Genomic DNA, 22,282 nt, shown 5'->3' with positions numbered 1-22,282 from the left:
TTTAGAGAAAAATCTTTCTATCACACACCCTTTCGGCTTGACTTTCAGAGTGCGTCACCAAAAGAACTGTCTGATCTGAAGAAAGCTTTTTCATCATGGCCGTTTCGGCCTTCTTCTTGAACTGTTTATCGCCAACACTCAAGACTTCATCGAGCAATAATACGTCAGGCGTCATATACATGGAGACAGCAAACCCCAGGCGAGCTTTCATACCCGAAGAATATGTCTTGACGGGCTCATCCATGAAGTCTCCAAGCTCGGAAAACTCTATAATATCCGCCATCCTCTCTTCAACTTGGCGGCGAGTATACCCCATCAGCATTCCACTCAGAATAGCGTTATCCGTTCCCGGAAGTTCAGCATCAAACCCCGCCTGAAGCGTCAACAACGATGCTACCGCGCCATAATCGACGACTTGACCACTGTCCGGCTTGATAATCCCCGCAATGACCTTGAGCAAGGTCGACTTTCCTGCCCCATTGCGCCCCAGGATACCAAGCGTTTCTCCTCTATGAATATCAAAGCTGACACCTTCAAAGGCCTGAAAATATTCAGGCTTCTGAAAGAGGCCTCCGCGCCGCTTATAACGTACACCAACATCACGCAAAGATATGATGACATTGCCTTGCGATTTCTGCGTCATTCCAGCACCACCCTGGGAAATACGGATTCCAGACGCCTGTAAAGCCATAGCACGATCCCAAGGCCGATCACTGCTCCTAGAGCGACCCACCCCAGCATGCTCCAGTCCGGCCACTGATTTTCGACAAAAATCCTTCGATACTGATAAAGGATATTCGCTATCGGATTCGCAAAAAACAGTGACTGCCACTTTTCCGGTATGCGATCCAGCGTATAGAAGATGCCACTACTGAACATCACAAACTGTACCCCTGTCGGCACCAGATTACTGAGATCCCGTATGAAGGGAATAATCATGGCCACCAGGCAACAGACTACTGTCATCAAGAGAAGCTGTACCGCAACCACTGGAATGAAACCCAACCAATGGATGGTCGGCGGCAAACCATAAAGGATAAGGAATACGCCCAGCATGGCGAAAACCAGTGCCTGCTTCCCTGTATTCTGCACGACGCCTACCAATGGAAAGAACAAGGGTGAAATACGAACCTTGTTCATCAACCCTTTCCCGGATAATATCGAACCTGATGTCTGATTGACTGTCTTGGCAAACCATTGAAAAGGCACCAGCCCCGTCAGAAGATAAGCAATAAAACCTGGACCACCACGCTCCATCAGCAAGCCGAAGACTATATAGAAAACCGCCATATAGAGAAGCGGGTCAAGAATCCACCATAGATAACGCAAGTGATTCTGGCTGGCTTCACTTTTCAAGTTGAGACGGGCTTTCGTCCACACCAGGTCCCAGAAGGTCCTTAACGTTCTGCGCCGTGGAAGCGCAATGGCTTCATGTACTTCATTATCATTGCTCGACTGGCCTTCCAGCCAGGCATTGCCATACTCTCTGGCCAGCTTCAATTGCCGTGCATACCGAGAATTCCCCATAGCCTCGGCTGCTTCAGCCGCACGAACATAGCCCTTGGGATGATCGGGAAAACGGGAGCGCACGATTTCCCAGCGCGTTAGCGCTGTAGACCAATCATGGGCAGTCATTGCCATTTCCGCATATTGCACCCATGGCCAAGGATGTTCAGGGAAGTTCGCTCGGGCATGACCATTCATCTTCTCAGCGCCATCATGCTGACCCAGTCGCTCGTGAACTTCTGCGGCTCTTGCCCAACCAACGATATGTTTGGGGAAGTTCTCTCTCAACATCCCCAATCGTTCAAGTGATGACGAAAGCTCACCACGAACAATGTCGAGCTCAGCCCACTGAGCGAGAATGCCGGCATTGAGAGGAAAGCGCTCTCTGGCCCAGGCAAGCAGCCTCTCGCTTTCTTCATATTCCTTGAGATGCCGATGAGCAATACTGGCCTGCACCCAAACAGAAACCTCATCAGGATACAGGTGGCGAAGCAAGCTCCACCTTTCGGCAGCAGTGCGCCACTGACGCTGCTGCATGGCCTCTTCTCCCCAACTGAAGACATGTTCAAGAGGGGGGATTTCATCTTCGGCCGAAAAATCATCCGCTGGTTCTTTATCTTTCATAACCGACACATCAACTCTGTCTTGAACATCCCTATCCTTTGGACCTACTGATAATACTTCAGGGTTTTCTGAAAACTCTCTGCGCCCGCCCGCTTCTCGAAAAACATGGCGGACCAACCTTCTCCCCTTCCTTCATAACGGAAATGTCTGGCGAGTCGAGTCATGCATTGGAGATTCGCTAGAAAACTGACAACGCTCATAAAAAGGAAGCAGAACAGCACAACAATACTTTTTTCATCGTCTAAAAGGTTTCACCGAGCCTCAGGACGATTCAGGATCGCCCGCTCTGTCTCTTTCACTAGCCAGTGTCACCGGTCAAGCGGGCAAGCATAGCGATTTACGCCCGTAATGAGTAGTGTCTACCCGGAGCGACACCCTCATGCTTCCCCTGGATTCTTGTTGAAGTTCAATGCACACTCAGCTCACGTCCTGCCCACTTTTCACCTGCCATACCATGAAGCCTGTCAATGGACTTCGAAGGATATCATGCCTGATATTCACGAGTCTCCCGCTCCCGAGCTGCGATGAATCCTGATAAGCCATTGTTTTAAAAGCCCTCTCAACCAGTTCCCGAAATAGCGGCATGCGACCGATGGGCTGCTGCTACCCCAGGACCTGCATCGAGGTACCCTGCATAAACGTCAGGGCCCCTGCGAAACAGGGGCCCTGACTTGATCAGACGGCATGGGGACCGTGCGTATGCAAGACACGGCACCGATGACGCCAGGAATACCGCCCAGCATTTACCTCATGATGATCGAGGCATTCACCGATAAACGGGCAACCTGGCACATACCTGCTCGACCTTGGTCTTCACTTCGGCCTCGATGGCGGCGGTGTCTTCGCCCTTGACCATGACATCGAGGATATCGCTGATCCAGCCGGCCAGCTCCCGACACTCGGCCTCGCCGAAGCCGCGGGTGGTCACCGCCGGCGTGCCGATGCGCAGCCCGGAGGTCACGAAGGGGCTCTGCGGGTCGTTCGGTACAGCATTCTTGTTGACGGTGATATGGGCGCGGCCCAGGGCGGCATCCGCGTCCTTGCCGGTCAGGCCCTGCTTGACCAGCGACAGCAGGAAGAGGTGGTCCTCAGTGCCACCGGAAACGATGTCGAAACCCCGCTCGATGAACACGCCGGCCATCGCCTGGGCGTTCTTCACCACTTGCTGTTGATAGGCCTTGAAGTCGGGATCCATGGCTTCCTTGAAGCAGATCGCCTTGGCGGCGATGACATGCTCCAGGGGACCGCCCTGACCACCAGGGAACACGGCCGACTGCAGCTTCTTCTCGATCTCGGCGTCGTTCTCGCTGGAGAGGATCAGGCCGCCGCGCGGTCCGCGCAGGGTCTTGTGGGTGGTAGTGGTCACCACATGAGCGTGAGCCATCGGGCTCGGGTAGACGCCGGCGGCCACCAGGCCGGCGATATGCGCCATGTCGACCAGCAGATAGGCACCGACCTCATCGGCGATCTCGCGGAAACGGGCCCAGTCGATGATCTGCGAGTAGGCGGAGAAACCGGCGATGATCATCTTCGGCTGGTGTTCGCGCGCCAGCCTGGCGACTTCGTCGTAATCGATACGGCCGCTTTCGTCGATGCCATACTGCACGGCGTTGTAGTGCTTGCCGGAGAAGTTCGGGCGAGCGCCATGGGTCAGGTGACCACCGGCGTCCAGGCTCATGCCCAGCACCGTGTCACCCGGCTTGACCAGTGCCTGGAAGACGGCACCGTTGGCCTGGGAGCCGGAGTGAGGCTGGACATTGGCGTAGCTGGCACCGAACAGCTCCTTGGCGTAGTCGATGGCCAGCTGTTCGACGACATCGACGTATTCGCAGCCGCCATAGTAACGCTTGCCGGGATAGCCTTCCGCATACTTGTTGGTCAGCTGGCTGCCCTGGGCTTCGAGCACCCGGGGGCTGGCGTAGTTTTCGGAGGCGATCAGCTCGATGTGGGCCTCCTGACGCGCGCTCTCCTTCTGCATCGCATCGAACAGGGCATCATCGAAACCGGCAATCTGCATATCACGGCTGAACATCGGCGCAAGACCTCGCATCACGGAAAAATCGGAGGCGCTCATCATACCCCAGCCCATGACGGCTTTCACATGAAAGGCCGTCATGGTTGACCGCATCATTTCTCATGTGGACTTGAGAAATTCTGAAGGCTCCTTCATCGAGGTCAGCGGGTACGCACCTGCATCGACAGCTTGCTCGGCAACACCAGCGGGTCGTCGGCCAGCGCGTCCAGCTCGTGCTCGCCGTCTTCCGGCAGGGTGAAATGCACGGACAGTTCGCTGACCTTGCCTTCCATCATGTCGACCAGCCCGCCGAACAGGGTGGCAAACTCGGGGCCGAACATGCTGCCGAGTCCCTTGGCTTGAGTGCGCGCCTGGGCCATGAACGCATCCTCGCTCACGCCCTGGCTGGTCGCGATCACCGCCGGCAGTCGACCGAACAGGCCGAGATCGGTCAGCGTCGTCTCGATCTCACCGCCCAGCAGGGTGACGTCATCGAGGCCATCCACCTCGGCGAAGTAGGTCGCGGGATCGGTGCCTTCCGGCAGACGAGCCGGCGTCTCGCTGTCGAAGGTCCAACGGAAGGCATCATCGGCCGTCACCCGGCTTTCGCCAGTCAGCATCGTCCTGGTGTCGCCCAGCGATTCCCATTGTCCGTCGGAGGCGGCATCGAGTGCCAGGCGGCCGCTGCCGCCGGTGAGCACATTGCTCATCATCCGCAGCCGGGTCTGGTCTTCGGCCGGCGCCAGTTCGATCATCCGCGCCAGGTCGAGATCGAGCGACTCCAGCCAAAGACCGCCGCTACCATCCGCCATGTCACTGTCGAGCAGCAGCCGTTCGAGGGTCGCCGCCAGGCGCTGGGCCTCGATATCCAGCGCTTTCAACTCCACGCGATCGGCCCGGGTGGCGGTGTGATGATCCAGGTCGTGCAGGCCTTCGATGTTCAAGCTGCCCAGCGTGAAGTCGCCATCGCCGATCTCGCCGAAGGCCTCGCCGCTGCCGGTGATATCGGTCGCTTCCAGGCGCCCGATGGTCTCCGGGGCGATATCCAGGACATGCAGCCGCTCGACCGTCATGCGGGGGTTCGTCACGCTGTGCGGTGCCTCCCCTGTCGCGTCGAGCACGGTGCGCCCGCGACTCTCGACCGTCAGGCCTTCGACGGTCAATTCAGCGGCTTCGAGGCCATCGGCCAGCAGCCCCCGGGCCGACAGCACCGACCGGGAAGGTTCGATGACCACCAGGCGACGTGCAGTGATCGTGCCCTCCTGACCGTCCGCTTCCTCGGTGACGTTCAGCCCTTCCAGGACCACTCGATCAGGGTCGTTGTAATCGCCCTCGATGGTATAGTGATCGACCTGCACCCGCTCGCCTCGCTCGCTGATGTATTCCAGGTCTTCCGCCCGGGTCTCGCCGCCCATCATGCTCTCGGAGATATCTCCGATGGTCAGCTCTCCAGGTTGGTCGGCGAACAGCGCCCGCAGGTCCGCCTCCAGCCGCTCGGTATCTGCCAGGGCGGGCCCGGCGAGCGAGACGGAGAGCGCTGCAGACAGCGCCAGGCGGGACAGGGCGACACGAACAAGGTGCATGATGGGATTACCTCCTATGTAATCTGGGTAGGGTGCGTCCTGCCAGTCTAGTCCAGTTTTTTGTCATGGCTCACGACGCGAGGCTCCCGGCGCTGCCGGGCTCAGGTCTCCCCGAGCAGGCCGAGGCTCGCCGCCGGCGCCCGACGCCGAAGTCCACGCGACAGCAACTGGCCGATTCCCCCGACCAGCAGGATGCCGCCCAGGGGCAATCCGACCCACAAGGCAGGATGCCAGCGGGGCGACAGGTCCAGCCAGGTCGTATAGATGCCGGCGGCGGCCAGTTCGGCCAGCGAAGCAGCCAGCAGACCGCTGGCCAGTCCCAGCAGGGCGAACTCGGCTCCCTGGATGCGCGACAGCAACCGGTCTCCGGCACCGAACACTCGCAGCAGGCCTGCTTCGTGAGCCCGCACGGGCATGCTCGCTACCAGGGCAGCATAAAGAACACTGACACCGGCCAGCAGCACGAAGACCAGCACCAGCTCCACAGCCCGGGTCACCTGATCCAGCACCTCGCGAACCCGCGAAAGGATCGACTCGACATCGAGCAGCGTCACGGCCGGGAAGTCTCGAATCAGTCCTCGCACCAGATCCTGCTGGCCGTCGTCGAGATGGAAGGCGGTAATGTAGCTGTGGCCGAACTGCTCCAGCACCCCGGGCGGGAAGATGACGTAGAAGTTGGGCCGGAAGCTGTCCCAGTCCAGGTCCCTCAGGCTGGCGACTCGCCCCTGCAGCGTCTCGCTGCCGACCGTGAAGGTCAGGGTATCGCCAAGCGCGAGCCCGAGACGCTCGGCGAGTTCGCGCTCCATCGATATCGGTGCGACCGGGTCGGCAGCGACGGCGCCCATCCAGCCTTCTTCTGCCGTGGACGCCGATGGCTCGAACCACTCGCCGGCCACCAGTCGGTTACCGGTCGGCAGTTCGGCACTCCAGGTCAGGTTGAGCTCGCGACGCAAGGCATTGTCGCCACGCGATTCCTCCGGGACCATCTCCCGCGGCGGCTGTCCCTCGATGGCAGTGATGCGCCCGCGCACCATGGGGTACAACGCGCTACGCGCCTCGGCGGCTCCGGTCAGCGCCGCCTCGAAAGCATCGCGCTCGGCGGGTTGAATGTTGATGGCGAAATGGTTCGGGGTGTCCTCGGGCAACTGGGCACGCCAGGTATCGAGCAAATCGCCACGCACCAGGGCAATCATGCCCATGGCGAAAAGCGCCGTCGCAAAGGCCAGCAGTTGGCCGAGACTGGCGGCACGACGCCGGGACAACTGTTGTCCCCCTAGCCTCAGGGCCCGCCACAGGCTGTCGTGAGTCTTCGCTTCGCGTGGCAGGCGAGCACAGAGCCTGGCCAGCAGAGCGAGCAAGGCGTTCCCCACCCCCCAGAGCGCCAGCAAGGCCAGCAGGCCACCGAACAACAGTCCCAGGGCCAGTACGATATCGCCGGAATACAGCCACAGCAGACCGCCGAACACGCCAGCGGCGACGACCACCACCCACCAGGCCGAGGCCGGGAGCGGATCGAGCTCCCGGCGCAACACCTTCAGGGCACTGACGCGACGCAGCCGAAGCAGGGTCGGCCCGGCGAAGCCCGCCAGCACCGCCAGGGCCGTGAAGATCCCCATGCCCAGCGGCAAGATACCCGGCGGCGGCAGCTCGATCGGCATGACCGCCCCCAGCAGGGCCAATAGCGCCGCCTGTCCGGCCAGTCCCAGAACGGCGCCGACCAGCGAGGCCGTCAGCGCCAACCACAAGAGTTGCAAGGCGAAGATCCAGACCAGCTCGCGCTGGCTCGCGCCGAAGCAGCGGAGCAGGGCCGCCGTGTCCAGGTGCCGCTCGACGTAACGCCGCGTGGCCATGGCCACGGCCACACCGGCCAACAGCACAGCCGCCAACCCCGCCAGACTCAGGTAACGATCGGCACGCGCCAGGGCACTGCCCAGTCGAGGGCGATCCTCACGGACGTCCTGGACCTCGACACCCTCGGTGCGCAAGCGTGCAAGCAGCGGCGCGACGTCTTCCACCGCCTGGGCCGAGCCCGCAGCCAGCAGCTCATACTCGATGCGCGAACCTTCCTGTACCAGTCCCGTGGTCGGCAGGTCATCGACATGCATCATCAGGCGCGGATTGAAGCTACCGAAACCGGCCGAGGGATCGGCTTCGCGCTCGATCACCGCACCGACCCGGAACTCCCCACCGCCCACACGCAGGCTGTCGCCCGTCTCGACATCCAGCAGCATGGCCAGTCGAGGCGCGACCCACACCTCGCCACGAGGCGGTCCGTCGGCGACCTCCTCGACATCGCCTCCCCGCGAAATACGCGATACCCCATAATGCGGATAGACATCATCCACCGCCTTGAGACTGACCGACTGGAAGGCATCACCGCGACTGACCATGGACACCATGTCGACCTGATCGGACAGCGTCAGCCCCGCCGATTCCAGCGTTTCGCGCAGTTCGGTCTCGAAGGGGCGGGACTGTTCCAGGACCACATCGCCGCCCAGCAGCTGGCCCGCCTGCCGGGTCAGTCCACGGTCCAGACGATCCAGGAAGAAGCCGATCATCGTCGAGGCGGCCACCGCCAGTGCCAGCGCCACGAACAGCGCCCGCACATCGCCGGCCCGCAAGTCGCGCTTGAGGCCGCGCCAGGAGAGGCGCAGCAATCGCATCGGCTCGCTCATGCGCCGACCTCTTCGCGGGTCATCTCGACGAGCTGGCCATCCGCCAGACGCAGGCAGCGATCGCACCGCCGTGCCAGGGCGTGGTCATGGGTCACCAGCACCAGGGTGGTCCCGGCCTCATGATTCAGTTCGAACAGGGTATCGATGATGCGCTCGCCGGTCGTGGGGTCGAGGTTACCGGTCGGTTCGTCGGCGAATACCAGCTCGGCACCCGTGACGAAAGCCCGGGCCAGGGCGACGCGTTGCTGTTCGCCGCCGGAGAGCTGCTTGGGCAGGTGGTCGAGCCGCTCTCCGAGGCCGACCCGGGACAGCCAGCTGCGGGCACGCGCCTCGGCATCCGCCACCGCCGTCAACTCCAGCGGCATGAGCACGTTCTCCAGCGCCGTCAGGGTCGGTAACAGCTGGAAGTTCTGGAACACGAAACCGACCCGACCGGCCCGCAATCTTGCTCGCCCGTCCTCGTCCAGCGCGCCCAGGGCCTGGCCAAACATCGCCAGCCTGCCGGTGCTGGGCGCATCCAGCCCGGCCAACAGGCCCAGCAGGGTCGACTTGCCAGCCCCGCTCTGGCCGAGGATGGCCAGACTCTCGCCAGGCAGCACCGACAGGTTCAGTTCCTTCAGAATGGTCAGATGCCGTTCGCCGCTGACGACCTGCTTGGTCAGGTCCTCGGCATGTAGAATCGGTGCATTGGCATTCTCGTGCGAGGAGTTGGACATGCTGCAACGTTCCCCCGTGGGTCGAGTCGACACGCCCTGCCGAAAGCTCCTGCAGCGCGTCTGGCTGGTCCTGGTACTGTGCCTGGTCGCGGGACCGGCGCTGGCCGCGTCTCGCCCGCTGATCCTGGTGATGGGCGATAGCTTGAGCGCTGCCTATGGCATCGAACGCCAGGATGGCTGGGTCAGCTTGATGGCCGATCGCCTGACGGGCAAGGCCCGGGTCGTCAACGCCAGCATCAGCGGCGAGACCACCGCCGGCGGCAAGACGCGCTTGCCCGAACTGCTGGGACAGCATGACCCGGACATCGTTCTGCTCGAGCTGGGCGGCAACGACGGCCTGCGCGGCCTGCCGCCAACCCAGATGCGCGCCAACCTGGCGGCGATGATCGAGGCCAGCCAGGCGTCCGGGGCCAGGGTGGCACTGCTCGGCATCGATATTCCGCCCAATTATGGTCAGGCCTACCGCGATGCCTTCACCGAGGTCTTCACGACCCTCGCGCAGCGCTACGAGGTGCCCCTGGTCCCCTTCCTGCTCGACGAGGTGGCCTTGAACGATGACCTGGTGCAGGACGACGGCATTCATCCCACCGCCGCCGCCCAGCCCCGGGTGCTCGACAACGTCTGGCCGATACTCGCGCCGCTGCTGGAAACCTCGGGCGTCGAACTCGCTCGCCGACAGGAGTAGGCCTCAGGGCTGAGCGTCGGCCGATTCGGTTGGCGCCTTCTGCCGTTGCTGCAGGCCGAGCCCTCCGAGGATCAATACCAGCCCCAGCAACGTCGAGGGCAGGATCGGCTCGCCGACGATGAAGAACAGCAGCAACAGCGATACCGGCGGCGACAGGAAGATCAGGTTGGAGATCCTGGCGGTACGCGAGATCGTGCGCATCGCCAGCTGCCAGAACACGAAGGCGATGCCCATCTCGAACAGTCCCACATAGATGCCGGCGGCGAGTCCGGTGGCACCGACCCACTCCACCTCGGGGCCCAGCAGCAGGATCAGGGTAAGCACCGGCATGCCGACGCTGAAGTTCTGCCATTGCGCCACCAGCGGTGAACGATGATCGCGGGTGTTGAGCAGCCAGTACAACGCCCAGATCAGCGTCGAGACCAGCGCCAGGCCGACCCCCAGCGGATCGGCGAAATCCACGTCGAGCACGTGGCCACGGGTGGCGATCACCCAGACCCCGAAATACGCGATCAGGCCGGCCAGCACGTCCATTCGCGTGAGCCGCTGACCGAGTATCGGTACGGCGAGAAACGCCATGGTCAACGCCCAGGTGTAATTGAGCGCCATGGCCTCCTGGCCCGGCAGCCGGTCATAGGCAGCGAACAGCACCAGATAGTAGGCCACCGGGTTCATCAGGCCAGCCCAGGCGGCGGTCCGCCAGCCATGGTGAAGCGCCTCTCGAACCTGTCCCCGGCGCCACACCAGCACACCGATCACCGCCCAGGAAACCAGGGAGGCGATCCACATCAGGGTCAAGGGCGACATATGGCCAAGCGCCACCTTGAAGGCCGTGGCCACGGTGGACCACAGCCCCACGGCGCCGAGTCCATAGAGGATGGCGCGACGATCCGGTGTCATAGTCTCTCCCTGTTCATAGGGAAACACTGAATAAATGCCTGCGCATGTTATTCAGCATTTCCATAGGCCAACGCTCAAGCCGCACGACTGCGGGGTGGCTCGTATCTCGCGGCTCGTATCTCGTGGCTCGTATCTCGTGGCTCGTGGCTCGTGGCTCGTGGCTCGTGGCTCGTGGCTCGTGGCTCGTGGCTCGTGGCTCGTGGCTCGTGGCGCATTATCGATCGACGTGCCCCAGGTCGCGTTCCGGATCCAGCCGGTCACGCACCTTCTGCTTCAGGATCTTGCTGTCGGGAAAGCCCCCATCGCGCTTGCGCTCCCAGAGACTCTCGTCGTCGAAGAAGATCTCGAAATGGCCACCATGGGACGGCGCCAGCGCCACTTCCTCGAGCGCCTCACCGAAGGTGGAAAGCAGCTCCTGTGCATACCAGGCACTGCGCAGCAACCACTGACACTGGGTGCAGTAGTGAATGCGAATACGTGACATGGAACCTCGACTGCCGCAGGAATTGAAGCTTCATGTTACCGCCAAGGAGGGACGATGGCCCAGCGCGAGATCAGTCAATCCCGACGATTCGAATAGCACGGCAGTAAAAGTCGGTCGCCAGCGGCGATTCGGGGTTGCACTGATCGACATCTCGTCTTATACAGCCGGCAGGTGCCCTCGCCGAGCGCCGGCTCAAGGCCCGGTGCCGTGTACGGCAACGTAGTGACTGGCCATGGGAGGAGATCGCATGCGCCCCGATTCTCTTCACGACGAGCACTTCGACGACCCCGATCAGGACACCGACGTCGATGCCGACGCCACGCCCGAACGCCCGACCAGCCGCGCCGAGCAGCTGCGCGCCCGGCGGCGCCTGGAGGACCTGCTCGAGGAGCGACGACTGCGACGTGTCATCGAGGACGACTGGGATCTGGATGAAGAGGAATGATGGGCAGACATAGTTTGTCCACCCATTCTCTAGTGTCCTGTTTCGGAGGTTCGTTGAAGAGGTGGCGAGCGCATTGGGTCGCCAGAATTCTACAGTCAACCTCTGATACAGGACTCTCAGGGCTATCGCAGTTGGATCTGGCGAGGGGCTCCGGGGACAGGCCGAAGAGGGGGTCCGATGCCATGGATGGCATCGGTAGCCTCCAGGGAAGGATTCACAGCGCCCCCTCGCAGGCCTGTCGACGGATCAGCCCGAGCGACAACGCTTAACTGCGATAGCCCTGACAGGACACTAGCCTTTCCCCTGCCCGGCCACTATCATCGTGGCCAGTCAGTGCTCCAATCCCGAACCTCCAACCCTAGTGAGATTCCATGGCGCAATACGTCTACACCATGAATCGGGTGGGCAAGGTCGTGCCCCCCAAGAAACAGATCCTCAAGGACATTTCCTTGTCCTTCTTCCCGGGTGCCAAGATCGGCGTGCTCGGCCTCAATGGCGCGGGCAAGTCGACCCTGCTGCGCATCATGGCCGGCGTCGACACCGAGTTCGAGGGCGAGGCACGCCCGATGCCGAACATGAAGGTCGGCTACCTGCCCCAGGAACCCGAGCTCGACGACGACAAGAACGTCCGCGAGACCGTGGAAGAAGCCCTCGGCGCCATCAAGGAAGCTCAGGAGAAGCTCGACGCGGTCTACGTCGCCTATGCCGAGCCTGACGCCGACTTCGACGCCCTGGCCACCGAGCAGGCGCGCCTCGAGAACATCATCGAAGCCGCCGACGCCCATAACCTGGAACGCAAGCTGGAAGTGGCCGCCGAGGCCCTGCGCCTGCCGCCCTGGGAGGCCAGGGTCGGCAATCTCTCCGGTGGCGAGCGACGTCGCGTGGCGCTATGCCGCCTGCTGCTCTCCAATCCCGACATGCTGCTGCTGGACGAACCGACCAACCACCTCGACGCCGAGTCGGTGGCCTGGCTGGAGCGCTTCCTGCACGACTACAGCGGTACCGTGGTGGCCATCACCCACGACCGCTACTTCCTCGACAACGTGGCCGGCTGGATCCTCGAGCTGGACCGTGGCGAAGGTATTCCCTTCGAGGGCAACTACTCCCAGTGGCTCGAAGCCAAGGAAAAGCGCCTTGCGCAGGAGGCCAAGCAGGAAGCCTCGCGCCAGAAGGCCATCAAGCAGGAACTCGAATGGGTGCGCTCCAACGCCAAGGGCCGCCAGGCCAAGAGCAAGGCGCGTCTCAACCGCTTCGATGAACTGCAGTCCGGCGAATTCCAGCAGCGCAACGAGACCAACGAGATCTATATTCCGCCCGGCCCGAGGCTCGGCGACAAGGTCATCGAGTTCCATGGGGTTTCCAAGCGCTTCGATGACAAGCTGCTCTATGAAGACCTCAGCTTCACCGTGCCTCCCGGCGCCATCGTCGGCCTGGTCGGCGGCAACGGTGCGGGCAAGTCGACCCTTTTCAAGCTGATCGAGGGCAAGGAGACACCCGACACCGGCGAAGTGGTCAAGGGCGAGACCGTGGACATCGCCTACGTCGAGCAGTTGCGCGATGACCTGGACAACAAACAGACGGTGTGGGAAGCGGTCTCCGATGGCCAGGACATCCTCAACATCAATGGCTATGAGGTCTCGTCCCGCGCCTATGTGGGTCGATTCAACTTCAAGGGCAACGACCAGCAGAAGCGCCTGTCGGACCTGTCCGGCGGCGAGCGCGGTCGCCTGCAGCTGGCCCAGACCCTCAAGCAGGGCGCCAACGTGCTGCTGCTCGACGAACCTTCCAACGACCTGGATATCGAGACCCTGCGCGCCCTCGAGGAAGCCCTGCTGGCCTTCCCCGGCTGCGCCCTGGTGATCTCCCACGATCGCTGGTTCCTCGACCGGATCGCCACGCACATCCTCGCCTTCGAGGGGGATTCCCACGTGGAGTTCTTCGAAGGCAACTACACGGAATACGAGGCGGACCACAAGAAGCGCGTGGGGGACGATACCCCGCACCGGATGAAGTACAAGCGCATCGATGCCTAAGCTGAAAGCCTGAAGCTGGAAGCTTGAAGAAAACCCCACGACCGACATGAACTGCACCCCGAAAGTTGGACACCCAATCCAACCTTCGGGGTGTTTTGCTTTCAGCTTCCAGGCGCGAAGCGCCGCTCTTCCAGCTTCGGGCTCCCCGCCTGTATTGACGCGACGCGTCAATACAGGCGGGGCTCGCCCTTGGGTCGTGTCTTGAAACGCCGGTGCAGCCACAGGTACTGCTCCGGATGACGGCGGATGGCGGCTTCGATGATGGCGTTGATACGAGTGGCGTCGGCCACTTCGTCACCGGAGGGAAAGTCTTCCAGGGGCGGCAGGTATTCCAGGCGGTAGGTGCAATCGTCGGGATTGCGATGAAAGATCAACGGCAAGACTGGAGCCCCGGTCATGCGGGCGATCTTGGCGGTAAGCTTGATGGTTGCGGCCTCGACGCCAAAAAAGGGCGCAAAGACGCTGACATCGCGCCCGAAGTCCTGGTCCGGCGAATACCAGACATTGTGGCCGGCCTTGAGCCGACGTACGACACCGCGCAGGTCGTGGCGATCGATGGCACGGCCAAAGACCCGGGAGCGAGCGCGGGTCATGAAGCACTCGAACAAGGCGTTGTCGTGGGGGCGATAGACCGCGTCGGCGGGAAAGAACAGGGAATGCAGGGCGCCGCCGAGATCCAGGGTCGAGAAATGAATGCCGATGATCAGCGCGCCCTTGCCCTCGGCCTGCACCCGGGCCATGTGTTCCTGACCTTCGAAGACGACGCGATGACGAAGGCGCTCGGGATCCCGGCACCAGCCGGTGGCCGTCTCCAGGATACCGATACCATTGGCGATGAAAGCCTCTCTGACCAGACGACGTTGCCGTGCGTCGTCGAGCTCGGGAAAGCACAGCCGGATATTGGTCTCGGTGATATGGCGCCGTCGCTTGGCAAAACGCCAGGCGGCGAGCCCGATACCCTTACCGACCCACAGCTTGAGTCGCCAGGGTAAGCAGGCGCCGACATACATGGCACCGATGGCCGCCCAGGTCGGCCAGTAGCGCGGATGAAGGAAGCGGGTCGAGGATGCTTGCTCGGACATGGGGCTCTCACGCTCGGATTCAGCCGCCATGATACCGTCTGGGCACCCTCGGCAGCACCCCGGTCAGCAAGGTGTAACTGATGGTATCGCAGTGGCGGGCCACCTCATCCACCGACAGTATCTCGCCGCCGGCGGCGCGTCCCCAGAGCACGACCTCACTGCCGATATCCGCCTCCGGCAGCTCGGTGAGATCCACCGTGAGCATGTCCATGGAGACCTTGCCGACAAGCGTCGTGCGGCGGCCCGCGACCAGGACCGGCGTGCCATCGATGGCATGGCGGTCATAGCCGTCACCATAGCCGCAGGCCACCACGCCGATACGTGATGGGCGCGGCGCCCGCCAGCGCCCGCCATAGCCGACGGGCTCCCCTTCGTCGAGATCACGCACGGCGATGAGTGCCGAACGCAGTGTCATCACCGGCAACAAGCGACGGCTCGTCGCGTTGGAGGCTTCGAGAGGATCGCTGCCATAGAGCATGACGCCAGGACGGTTCCAGGCACCATGGCTCTCCGGTCGGGCCAGGGTCGCTGGCGAGTTGGCCAGGCAGACAGGCGCCTCCAGTGTCTCGGCAAGAACGCGCATGGCACGCATCTGGTGCTGAAAGTAGGCCGAGTCGACATGATCGGCGGTGGCGAAGTGACTCATCAGATGCAGATCGCTGACCTGCGTCGGGGCGGCACTCAGGCGCGCCCAGACTGACGCCGCCCGTTCGAGGGAGAACCCCAGGCGGTGCATGCCGGAATCGACCTTGATCCAGGTAGGGATCGGTGTCGCCGGCCGGTGGGCCAGCAATGCCTCGACCTGCCAATCGCTATGCACCACCGTCCCTAACCCCAGCGCTTCCACTTTCGCCAGTTCGTCGACAGAAAAGATGCCCTCCAGCAGAACGATCGGCACCGTGATGCCAGCATCGCGCAGGGTTTCCGCTTCCTCGAGGCACGCCACGGCGAAGGCGGGCGCCACCCCTTCCAGCGCGCAAGCGCACGGCACCAGGCCGTGGCCATAGGCATCGGCCTTCAAGACCGCCAGCGACTGGCTGTCCGGCGCCAGATCTCGGGCGAGGCGATAGTTATGGCACAGGGCATCGAGGTCGATGTCGGCACGCAGGGGTCGGGCCATCTGTCACTCCAATGGGTCGGGATACAGGGCGAACGTCTGGACGCTGATCAGGCACCAGAATGCCACGCTTCCGCCCGAACAAGACGCCAAATTATCGAGAAAATGCAGTTCGATAGACTATAAAGACATCATTTTTCGACTATTTTTCATCTTATAAAGCAAGAAAGCCAGGACAATGTCCTGGCTTTCGCGTGTGCCGAAAGGTTCGCTTACTCGAAGATGGCGTCCAGATCCAGCCCCTGCTTGTCGAGCATGCGACGCAACTTTTTCAGGGCCTCGACCTGAATCTGGCGGACCCGTTCCCGGGTCAGCCCGATCTCCTCGCCTACCTGTTCGAGGGTAGAGGCCTCATGCCCCCGCAGCCCGAAGCGTCGCACCACCACTTCGCGTTGCTTGTCGGTCAGCTCGGCCAGCCAGTCATCGACATGCTGCTTGACGTCGCCATCCACCAGGGTGGATTCGGGCCCCAGATCATTGTCGTCGGTGAGCGTCTCGATCAGCGGCTTGTCGCTTTCACTGCCCACGGGATAGTCCACCGACGAGACCCGCTCGTTGAGCCCCATCATCTTCTTGACGCTCTCCACCGGCTTGTCGAGGTGGTCGGCAATTTCCTCGGCGGTCGCTTCGTGATCGAGCTTCTGGGTCAGCTCCCGAGCTGCCCGCAGGTAGATGTTGAGTTCCTTCACCACATGGATGGGCAGACGAATGGTACGGGTCTGGTTCATCAAGGCCCGTTCGATCGTCTGGCGGATCCACCAGGTGGCGTAGGTGGAAAAACGGAAACCACGCTCGGGATCGAACTTCTCGACGGCGCGGATCAGCCCCAGATTGCCCTCCTCGATCAGGTCGAGCAGGGTCAGGCCCCGATTGAGATAACGTCGCGCGATCTTGACCACCAGACGCAGGTTCGACTCGATCATTCGCGAGCGTCCCTGCGGATCACCCTGGCGAGCGAGGCGCCCGTAGTGGACCTCCTCCTCGGGCGTCAACAGCGGCGAGAAGCCGATCTCGTTGAGGTAGATCTGCGTGGCATCCAGACTGTGATGGTGACGATCCTCACGGCTGAGGGCCTTCTCGAAGGCCTCGTCACTGTCATCGGCCGCGCCGGCTTCGATCTCTACGGTCTCGACGGCATCGTCATCCGCCTCGGCGGCCGATTCCAGATTCACATCCTGAAGGTCCCGTTCAAGCATGCTCATCGATTGCTACCCCATGGTTGCGGCTGGACATCGTTCGTCATGCTGATCACGATCAATGCCCGAGATTATTATTGTATGACGCTCCGGTGGTGATACGAGAGAGGCTCGCTGGACACGCCATTCAACGTGCGGGCAGATACTCCAGGGGATCCTGAGGCTGGCCATCCTTGCGAACCTCGAAGTGCAGCCTGACATCCTGGGCATCGCTGTCGCCCATGGTGGCGATCACTTCGCCAGCCCGGACCACATCGTTCTCCTTCACGCTCAGGGTGTCGTTATGGGCATAGGCGCTCAGGTACTGGTCATTGTGCTTGAGCAGGATCAGCTTGCCGTAGCCGCGCACCCCGCTACCCGCATACACCACGATGCCTGGCCCGGCCGCCTTGACAGGTTGCCCCTTTTGACCATCGATATCAATGCCGGCGGTGATGCTGTCGCCTTCGCCGTAGCGTCCCACGACACTGCCATCGGTCGGCCACTGCCAGGGCACCTCGTCCACCGGTGTGTAACGACGCTCCTCTTCACTCTGCGCGTCCTGTGCAGCGCTGCCTGCATCGGCTCCCCCGGAGGCGGCCGTATCGCTCGTCCGTGTCTCGGCATCGGACGCCTCATCCGTGGTCGACTCGTCGGCGGCCTCATCGACACCGTTGTCGTCACCTTCGTCGTCGGAGGCGTCGCTTTCCTCATCCGCCCCACGCGCTTCCGAGGCCTCGTCATCCTCCTCGGATGCCGGCTCCTCGCCGTCCTCGTAGACCGGTCCCGGCACCTCGACATTCGATCCATCCGCGTCTGCCGAACCGCTTCCGGACGCACGGTCCTCGGGCAGCAACCAATCCAGCGAGTCATCGTCGCCGTCACTCGTTCCGCCCCCCTGGCTACCGCTGGCCACGGCACCGGCAGCCGCCACGCCAGTGGCGACAGCGCCTTCGGCACCACCGCCCTCGGCATCGGTCGACGTCGTCTCTTGGCGGGCCGAACCACCTTCGCCGCCCAGGGCCAGCCGCTGACCAGGCTGGATGCTGTAGGGCGGGCCGATATCATTCATCTCGGCCAGGTCGCGATAATCCATGTCGTGTCGCCAGGCGATCCCGTACAGGGTGTCACCGGACTTGACGGTATACTCGGCAGGCGTCGACGCCGCCCGGCCGGTCGACAGATCCTCGACCTGTACCGGCGGCGTCTCGCTCTGGGATGTGGCGCAACCGGCCAGTGCCAGCGCAAGCCCCGAGATCAGCAACCCCTTATGCATTGGAACCATCCTCCTTGTCCTTGTCTACGCTATCACGCCCATCGGTCTGTGGTGTATCGCTGCCGCGGTTGAGGCGATCAACGCACAGCACCAGACCGGCACCGACCAGCATCAATGCCAGCACGGCCGGTAACTGGACGGGATCACCGGTGACCACACCGAAGTCTCCCGGGGTCAGGTAATGATAATCCAGCGGGATCATCTGCCCATCCGGCCCAAGCTGATACGACGCCAGTTGACGCCAGGGCCAGAGCGTCGGCAATGATCCCACGATGAAGCCAACCAGCATCTGCAGCGTGGCGCCGTGGCAACGCCGAAGCAACCAGGACAACAGACGCGAGAAGACGAACAGGCCTATCAGGCAACCGCCACCGAACACGGTGATCAGCCCCATGTCGAAGCTACGCACGCCTTCCATCACGGTGCCATAGAGTCCCATTGTCAGCAGCAGGAAACTGCCGGAAACGCCCGGCAGCAACAAGGCGCTGATGGCGATGGCTCCGGCCACCGACAGCACCAGGTTGGTACTGCCCAGCTGTGCGACCCAGGGCATCAGGGCGGGCAGCCACTGTGCCAGCAACAGCCCGACGACCAGCGGCAACAGATACCACCACCGCCATGCCGCCGGGTGGCGCCAGACGACCAGAGCCGAGGCGGACACCAGGCCGAAGAAGAAGCCATCGAGCAGCCGTGGCTGCGCGTCCATCAACCACACGACCAGGTGGGCGACACTGACCAGGCTGATCACGATACCGGCCAGCAGGGGGACCAGGAAACGCAGGTTGAGATACTCGAACAGTCCGGCCAGTCCCTGGCGACGCCATACGACGAAGGCCCCCGGACCGAAACGCTCGATGGTATGAATCAATTCTTCATAGATGCCGGTGATAAAGGCGATGGTGCCGCCCGAGACGCCGGGCACCGCATCGGCGGCCCCCATGCCGGCACCCTTGAGCAAGAGGCCAAGATGTCGCTTCAACGAATGACTCCTTCCAGCAACGGCACGAAACGCACCGGCTCCAACCGCTCTCGCTCGAACTGGTCGCCGTTGCGACGCACCCGCACGAGCCACTGACGGCCTTCCTTGTCCGCCACCGGCGCGATCATGACCCCTCCATCGGTCAACTGGGCCAGCAGTGGCATGGGCATCTCGCTGGCACAGGCGGTGAGCAGGATAACCTCGAAGGGGGCCGCCTCGGGCCAACCGTGCCCCCCATCGGCCAGTCGCAACTGGACATTGTCCGTCCCGAGCAATCGCAACCGATCGCCGGCACGCCGGTGCAATGCATTGATTCTCTCCACCGACCAGAGTTCCGCGACCAGCCTGGCCAGCACCAGGGTCTGATAACCGGAGCCGGTGCCGACTTCCAGCACCCTGGTCGGCTCGGCCTGGATGACCAGCTCGCTCATGCGTGCCACGATCCACGGACGCGACAGGGTCTGGCCGTGGCCGATGGGCAGGGACGTATCCTCGTAGGCACGATGCGACAGTGCCTCGTCGAGAAAAAGGTGTCGCGGTGCCCGCATCATCACATCCAGCACGCGCCGATCGCGAATGCCCTGGTATGCCAGGCGCTCCACCATGCGATCTCGGGTTCGCTGGGATGTCATCCCGATCCCTTGCAGCAGACCGGGGCGAAGATCAGGTGAGTGCATTCAGCCAATCCTGCACGTCGTCGCGCGCCGCATGCCGAGTCAGGTCGGTCTGCAGCGGCGTGATGGACACGAAGCCGGCTTCCACGGCGGCGAAATCGGTATCCGGGCCATCATCGGCATTCTCGCCTACCGGCGCAATCCAGTAGCGCTTGTGGCCGCGCGGATCCCGTACTTCGAGCGGGCGTGCCGCCGGTCCCCGATATCCCATCCGGGTCACCCGGAAGCCGCGCAGTTCTTCCCAGGCCAGGTCGGGAACATTGACGTTCAGCAGGCTGCGCGGCGGCAATGACAGCTGGTCGGCAGCCCCCACCAGGCTTGCCGCCACACGACCAGCCGTCTCGAAATGGTGTCGCCCCACCAGCGACATGGCGATGGCGGTCATCCCCAGGTTGCGCCCCTCCATAGCTGCCGCGACAGTCCCGGAATAGAGCACATCGTCACCCAGGTTGCCGCCGTGGTTGATGCCGGAGATCACCAGGTCGGGTCGCTCCTCCCAGACGCCGTTGACCCCCAGGTAGACGCAATCCGCCGGCGTGCCGTCGACGCTGTAGAAGCCATTTTCCAGGGCGGACAGCGCCAGCGGCCGCGTCAGGGTCAGCGAATTGCTGGCACCGCTCTTGTCGCGGTCGGGCGCTACCACGCGCAGGCGGGCATGCGGCATCAACGCATCATGCAACGCCCGCAGGCCGGGGGCATGGACACCATCATCATTGGACAGCAGCAGTCGGCGCATCCGGAGCTCCTCCTTCGTTGTCCCCGGAAGGGGACGGCCGGAAATTCAGGGTCGGGTGATCGATCAGTTCGCGCAGTACCGAGGTGGCATAGGCGCCGGGCGGCAACTCGAACGACAGCCAGATCGCCCCTTCGGCGTCACGCTCGAGGCCCGGAGACGTCAGCCGCAGGCGCAGGGGGCGCCGCGACAGGCGAGCAGCGGCGCGCTCCAGCCCCTCGCAAAGCGCCTGGTGCGCCGCCAGTGAATCGCGCTCGGATGCCAGGGCCGCGTCCCGGGCGACGGAGTCGCCACGCCCCCACAATACGCCACTGGGATGGATATCCAGACGCGCCGCCCGGTCACGGAGCGCCTCGTCGAGCCGTTCGATGACGAACTGGCTGCTCGAGCCATCCAGTATCACGACCTCGCCTTCGAGCGGCGAGCCCCAGGTGCCTTGATCGACGCGCGCGGCCAACTGGACGTTGAATAGATAACTGCGTGCCGCCGACAACAGCATCCCCTGGGGATCGTCACGTTTTCGCCAGCCCCGTGCCAGCAACGATACCGCCCGATGCAGGTTGCGCCCCTCGGGGCCGAACCGTTGCGGGCCGAAGTAGTTGGGCACGCCATGTCGGCACAGCCACGCCCAACGCTCATCCAGCCCGGGGGCGGTCGTGACCTCACCGGTCAGCCGCAGCCGAAAGCGGTTGCCACGATGCGCACCGCGCTTCAACTTGCGCGGATGTCGATGAGTGTCCAGCAGTGCGAGAGTGCGTTCTGCCAGGCGGGCCGGGAGGTCATCCGGAGCTTCTCGACCGGGAAGATGCACCGAGAACCACTGCCGGGTCACGGCGACACGATCCTTCAGGCCGGCATAGCCGACCGACCGGGATGGCACCTCGCAGGCTCTTGCCAGCTCTCGTGCCACCATGGCGCTGGTCATGTCGCGTTTCTCGACCCATAGCCAGAGATGCTCACCCTGTCCTTCCGGCGAGAATCCCAGAACCTCCTCCACCAGGAAGTCCTCGGGGCAAGCCCGGTAAGCGCCGGGGCGGGGCGGACCGAAACGGGCATCGAGAGCCCGCGGCCAATGCGGTGGCCAGACGGGACGCGACTCAGTCATTCGCACGCTCCATCAGCAGGACCACCGCTTCGGCGGCCACGCCTTCCCCTCGACCGGTAAAGCCGAGACGTTCGGTCGTGGTCGCCTTGATGTTGACGGCGTCGCGCTCGACCCCCAGATCCTCGGCGACATGAGCGACCATGGCATCGGTATGCGGCGCCATGCGCGGTGCCTGGGCCATCACGGTGGCGTCCAGGTTGCCCAGGTGCCAGCCATGTTCAGCGACCAACGCCACGACATGGCGTAGCAGCATGCGGCTATCGGCACCGGCCCAGGTCGGATCATCGTCGGGAAAATGGCGACCGATATCGCCCAGGGCACAAGCACCCAGCAGGGCATCACAGATCGCATGCAGCAGGACGTCGCCATCGGAATGGGCAACGAAGCCATGGGTGTGAGGGATGGCGACGCCTCCGATCTTCAGGTGGTCGCCTTCGCCGAAGCGGTGTACGTCGAAACCGTGGCCGATTCGCATC

At 62.9% G+C, this 22,282-nt stretch carries 20 protein-coding genes; 3 read left to right on the top strand and 17 right to left on the bottom strand.

Translation table 11 applies throughout. The annotated features are described in order from the left end of the window. Position 1: 1 nt before the first annotated feature. The 6 genes from LU493_RS03530 to LU493_RS03505 all read right to left on the bottom strand — a co-directional run bounded on the left by LU493_RS03530 (position 2) and on the right by LU493_RS03505 (position 9,118). Entirely contained in the window at positions 2–643 is a 642-nt protein-coding gene (locus LU493_RS03530; RefSeq protein ID WP_275286407.1) for an ABC transporter ATP-binding protein, read from the bottom strand. After that, positions 640–2,130, bottom strand: a complete 1,491-nt coding sequence (locus tag LU493_RS03525) for an ABC transporter permease (protein WP_275286406.1) — start codon at positions 2,128–2,130, stop codon at positions 640–642. The genes LU493_RS03530 and LU493_RS03525 overlap by 4 nt, the downstream gene beginning before the upstream one ends. A gap of 766 nt (positions 2,131–2,896) precedes the next feature. After that, positions 2,897–4,162, bottom strand: a complete 1,266-nt coding sequence (glyA, locus tag LU493_RS03520) for a serine hydroxymethyltransferase (protein WP_275286478.1) — start codon at positions 4,160–4,162, stop codon at positions 2,897–2,899. Positions 4,163–4,305: 143 nt separating this feature from the next. Continuing rightward, positions 4,306–5,727 (bottom strand): hypothetical protein, encoded by a 1,422-nt coding sequence (locus LU493_RS03515; RefSeq protein ID WP_275286405.1) that lies wholly within the window; start codon positions 5,725–5,727, stop codon positions 4,306–4,308. 101 nt (positions 5,728–5,828) lie between these two features. After that, complete coding sequence (locus LU493_RS03510) at positions 5,829–8,402, bottom strand: ABC transporter permease (RefSeq protein ID WP_275286404.1); 2,574 nt, start codon at positions 8,400–8,402, stop codon at positions 5,829–5,831. Next, a complete protein-coding gene (locus LU493_RS03505; protein WP_275286403.1) occupies positions 8,399–9,118 on the bottom strand; it encodes an ABC transporter ATP-binding protein in 720 nt (239 codons plus the stop codon). Before LU493_RS03505 ends, LU493_RS03510 begins: the two co-directional genes overlap by 4 nt. On the opposite strand from LU493_RS03505, the gene LU493_RS03500 reads away from it, so the two are divergent. Further along, entirely contained in the window at positions 9,117–9,803 is a 687-nt protein-coding gene (locus LU493_RS03500; protein WP_275286402.1) for an arylesterase, read from the top strand. The genes LU493_RS03505 and LU493_RS03500 overlap by 2 nt on opposite strands. 3 nt (positions 9,804–9,806) lie before the next feature. Here LU493_RS03500 and LU493_RS03495 read toward each other — a convergent pair whose 3' ends face one another. Beyond that, positions 9,807–10,703: a DMT family transporter gene (locus LU493_RS03495; RefSeq protein WP_275286401.1), complete on the bottom strand. Its 897-nt coding sequence runs from the start codon at positions 10,701–10,703 to the stop codon at positions 9,807–9,809. Between the two features lie 214 nt (positions 10,704–10,917). Continuing rightward, positions 10,918–11,187 (bottom strand): SelT/SelW/SelH family protein, encoded by a 270-nt coding sequence (locus LU493_RS03490; protein WP_275286400.1) that lies wholly within the window; start codon positions 11,185–11,187, stop codon positions 10,918–10,920. A 247-nt stretch (positions 11,188–11,434) separates the two neighbouring features. On the opposite strand from LU493_RS03490, the gene LU493_RS03485 reads away from it, so the two are divergent. Further along, positions 11,435–11,632 (top strand): PA3496 family putative envelope integrity protein, encoded by a 198-nt coding sequence (locus LU493_RS03485; RefSeq protein ID WP_275286399.1) that lies wholly within the window; start codon positions 11,435–11,437, stop codon positions 11,630–11,632. Between the two features lie 371 nt (positions 11,633–12,003). Continuing rightward, positions 12,004–13,665: an energy-dependent translational throttle protein EttA gene (gene ettA, locus LU493_RS03480; RefSeq protein ID WP_275286398.1), complete on the top strand. Its 1,662-nt coding sequence runs from the start codon at positions 12,004–12,006 to the stop codon at positions 13,663–13,665. A gap of 167 nt (positions 13,666–13,832) precedes the next feature. Here ettA and lpxL read toward each other — a convergent pair whose 3' ends face one another. The 9 genes from lpxL to ispF all read right to left on the bottom strand — a co-directional run bounded on the left by lpxL (position 13,833) and on the right by ispF (position 22,281). Continuing rightward, positions 13,833–14,747, bottom strand: coding sequence for an LpxL/LpxP family Kdo(2)-lipid IV(A) lauroyl/palmitoleoyl acyltransferase (gene lpxL, locus LU493_RS03475; protein WP_275286397.1), 915 nt, complete (start codon positions 14,745–14,747; stop codon positions 13,833–13,835). Positions 14,748–14,766: 19 nt separating this feature from the next. Beyond that, positions 14,767–15,867 carry an alanine racemase gene (gene alr / locus LU493_RS03470; protein ID WP_275286396.1) on the bottom strand — a complete coding sequence of 367 codons (1,101 nt, stop codon included), beginning with the start codon at positions 15,865–15,867 and terminating at the stop codon, positions 14,767–14,769. Between the two features lie 209 nt (positions 15,868–16,076). Beyond that, the gene (gene rpoS / locus LU493_RS03465) at positions 16,077–17,066 is read right to left on the bottom strand and encodes an RNA polymerase sigma factor RpoS (protein WP_275286395.1); all 990 of its coding nucleotides are present in this window, start codon (positions 17,064–17,066) and stop codon (positions 16,077–16,079) included. Positions 17,067–17,187: 121 nt separating this feature from the next. After that, positions 17,188–18,315: a peptidoglycan DD-metalloendopeptidase family protein gene (locus LU493_RS03460; RefSeq protein WP_275286394.1), complete on the bottom strand. Its 1,128-nt coding sequence runs from the start codon at positions 18,313–18,315 to the stop codon at positions 17,188–17,190. Then, complete coding sequence (locus LU493_RS03455; RefSeq protein WP_275286393.1) at positions 18,308–19,294, bottom strand: DUF368 domain-containing protein; 987 nt, start codon at positions 19,292–19,294, stop codon at positions 18,308–18,310. Before LU493_RS03455 ends, LU493_RS03460 begins: the two co-directional genes overlap by 8 nt. After that, positions 19,291–19,971: a protein-L-isoaspartate(D-aspartate) O-methyltransferase gene (locus LU493_RS03450; RefSeq protein ID WP_275286392.1), complete on the bottom strand. Its 681-nt coding sequence runs from the start codon at positions 19,969–19,971 to the stop codon at positions 19,291–19,293. The genes LU493_RS03455 and LU493_RS03450 overlap by 4 nt, the downstream gene beginning before the upstream one ends. Further along, a complete protein-coding gene (surE, locus tag LU493_RS03445; RefSeq protein ID WP_275286391.1) occupies positions 19,958–20,704 on the bottom strand; it encodes a 5'/3'-nucleotidase SurE in 747 nt (248 codons plus the stop codon). The genes LU493_RS03450 and surE overlap by 14 nt, the downstream gene beginning before the upstream one ends. After that, the gene (gene truD / locus LU493_RS03440; protein WP_275286389.1) at positions 20,679–21,806 is read right to left on the bottom strand and encodes a tRNA pseudouridine(13) synthase TruD; all 1,128 of its coding nucleotides are present in this window, start codon (positions 21,804–21,806) and stop codon (positions 20,679–20,681) included. Before truD ends, surE begins: the two co-directional genes overlap by 26 nt. Then, positions 21,799–22,281, bottom strand: a complete 483-nt coding sequence (ispF, locus tag LU493_RS03435; protein WP_275286477.1) for a 2-C-methyl-D-erythritol 2,4-cyclodiphosphate synthase — start codon at positions 22,279–22,281, stop codon at positions 21,799–21,801. The genes truD and ispF overlap by 8 nt, the downstream gene beginning before the upstream one ends. Position 22,282: the final 1 nt, after the last annotated feature.

Origin of the sequence: Halomonas elongata, assembly GCF_029081005.1 — a bacterium.
GTDB classification, from domain to species: domain Bacteria; phylum Pseudomonadota; class Gammaproteobacteria; order Pseudomonadales; family Halomonadaceae; genus Halomonas; species Halomonas elongata_B.
Note: the sequence above shows the minus strand (reverse complement) of the source record. Positions and strands in the feature narration are given on the sequence as shown.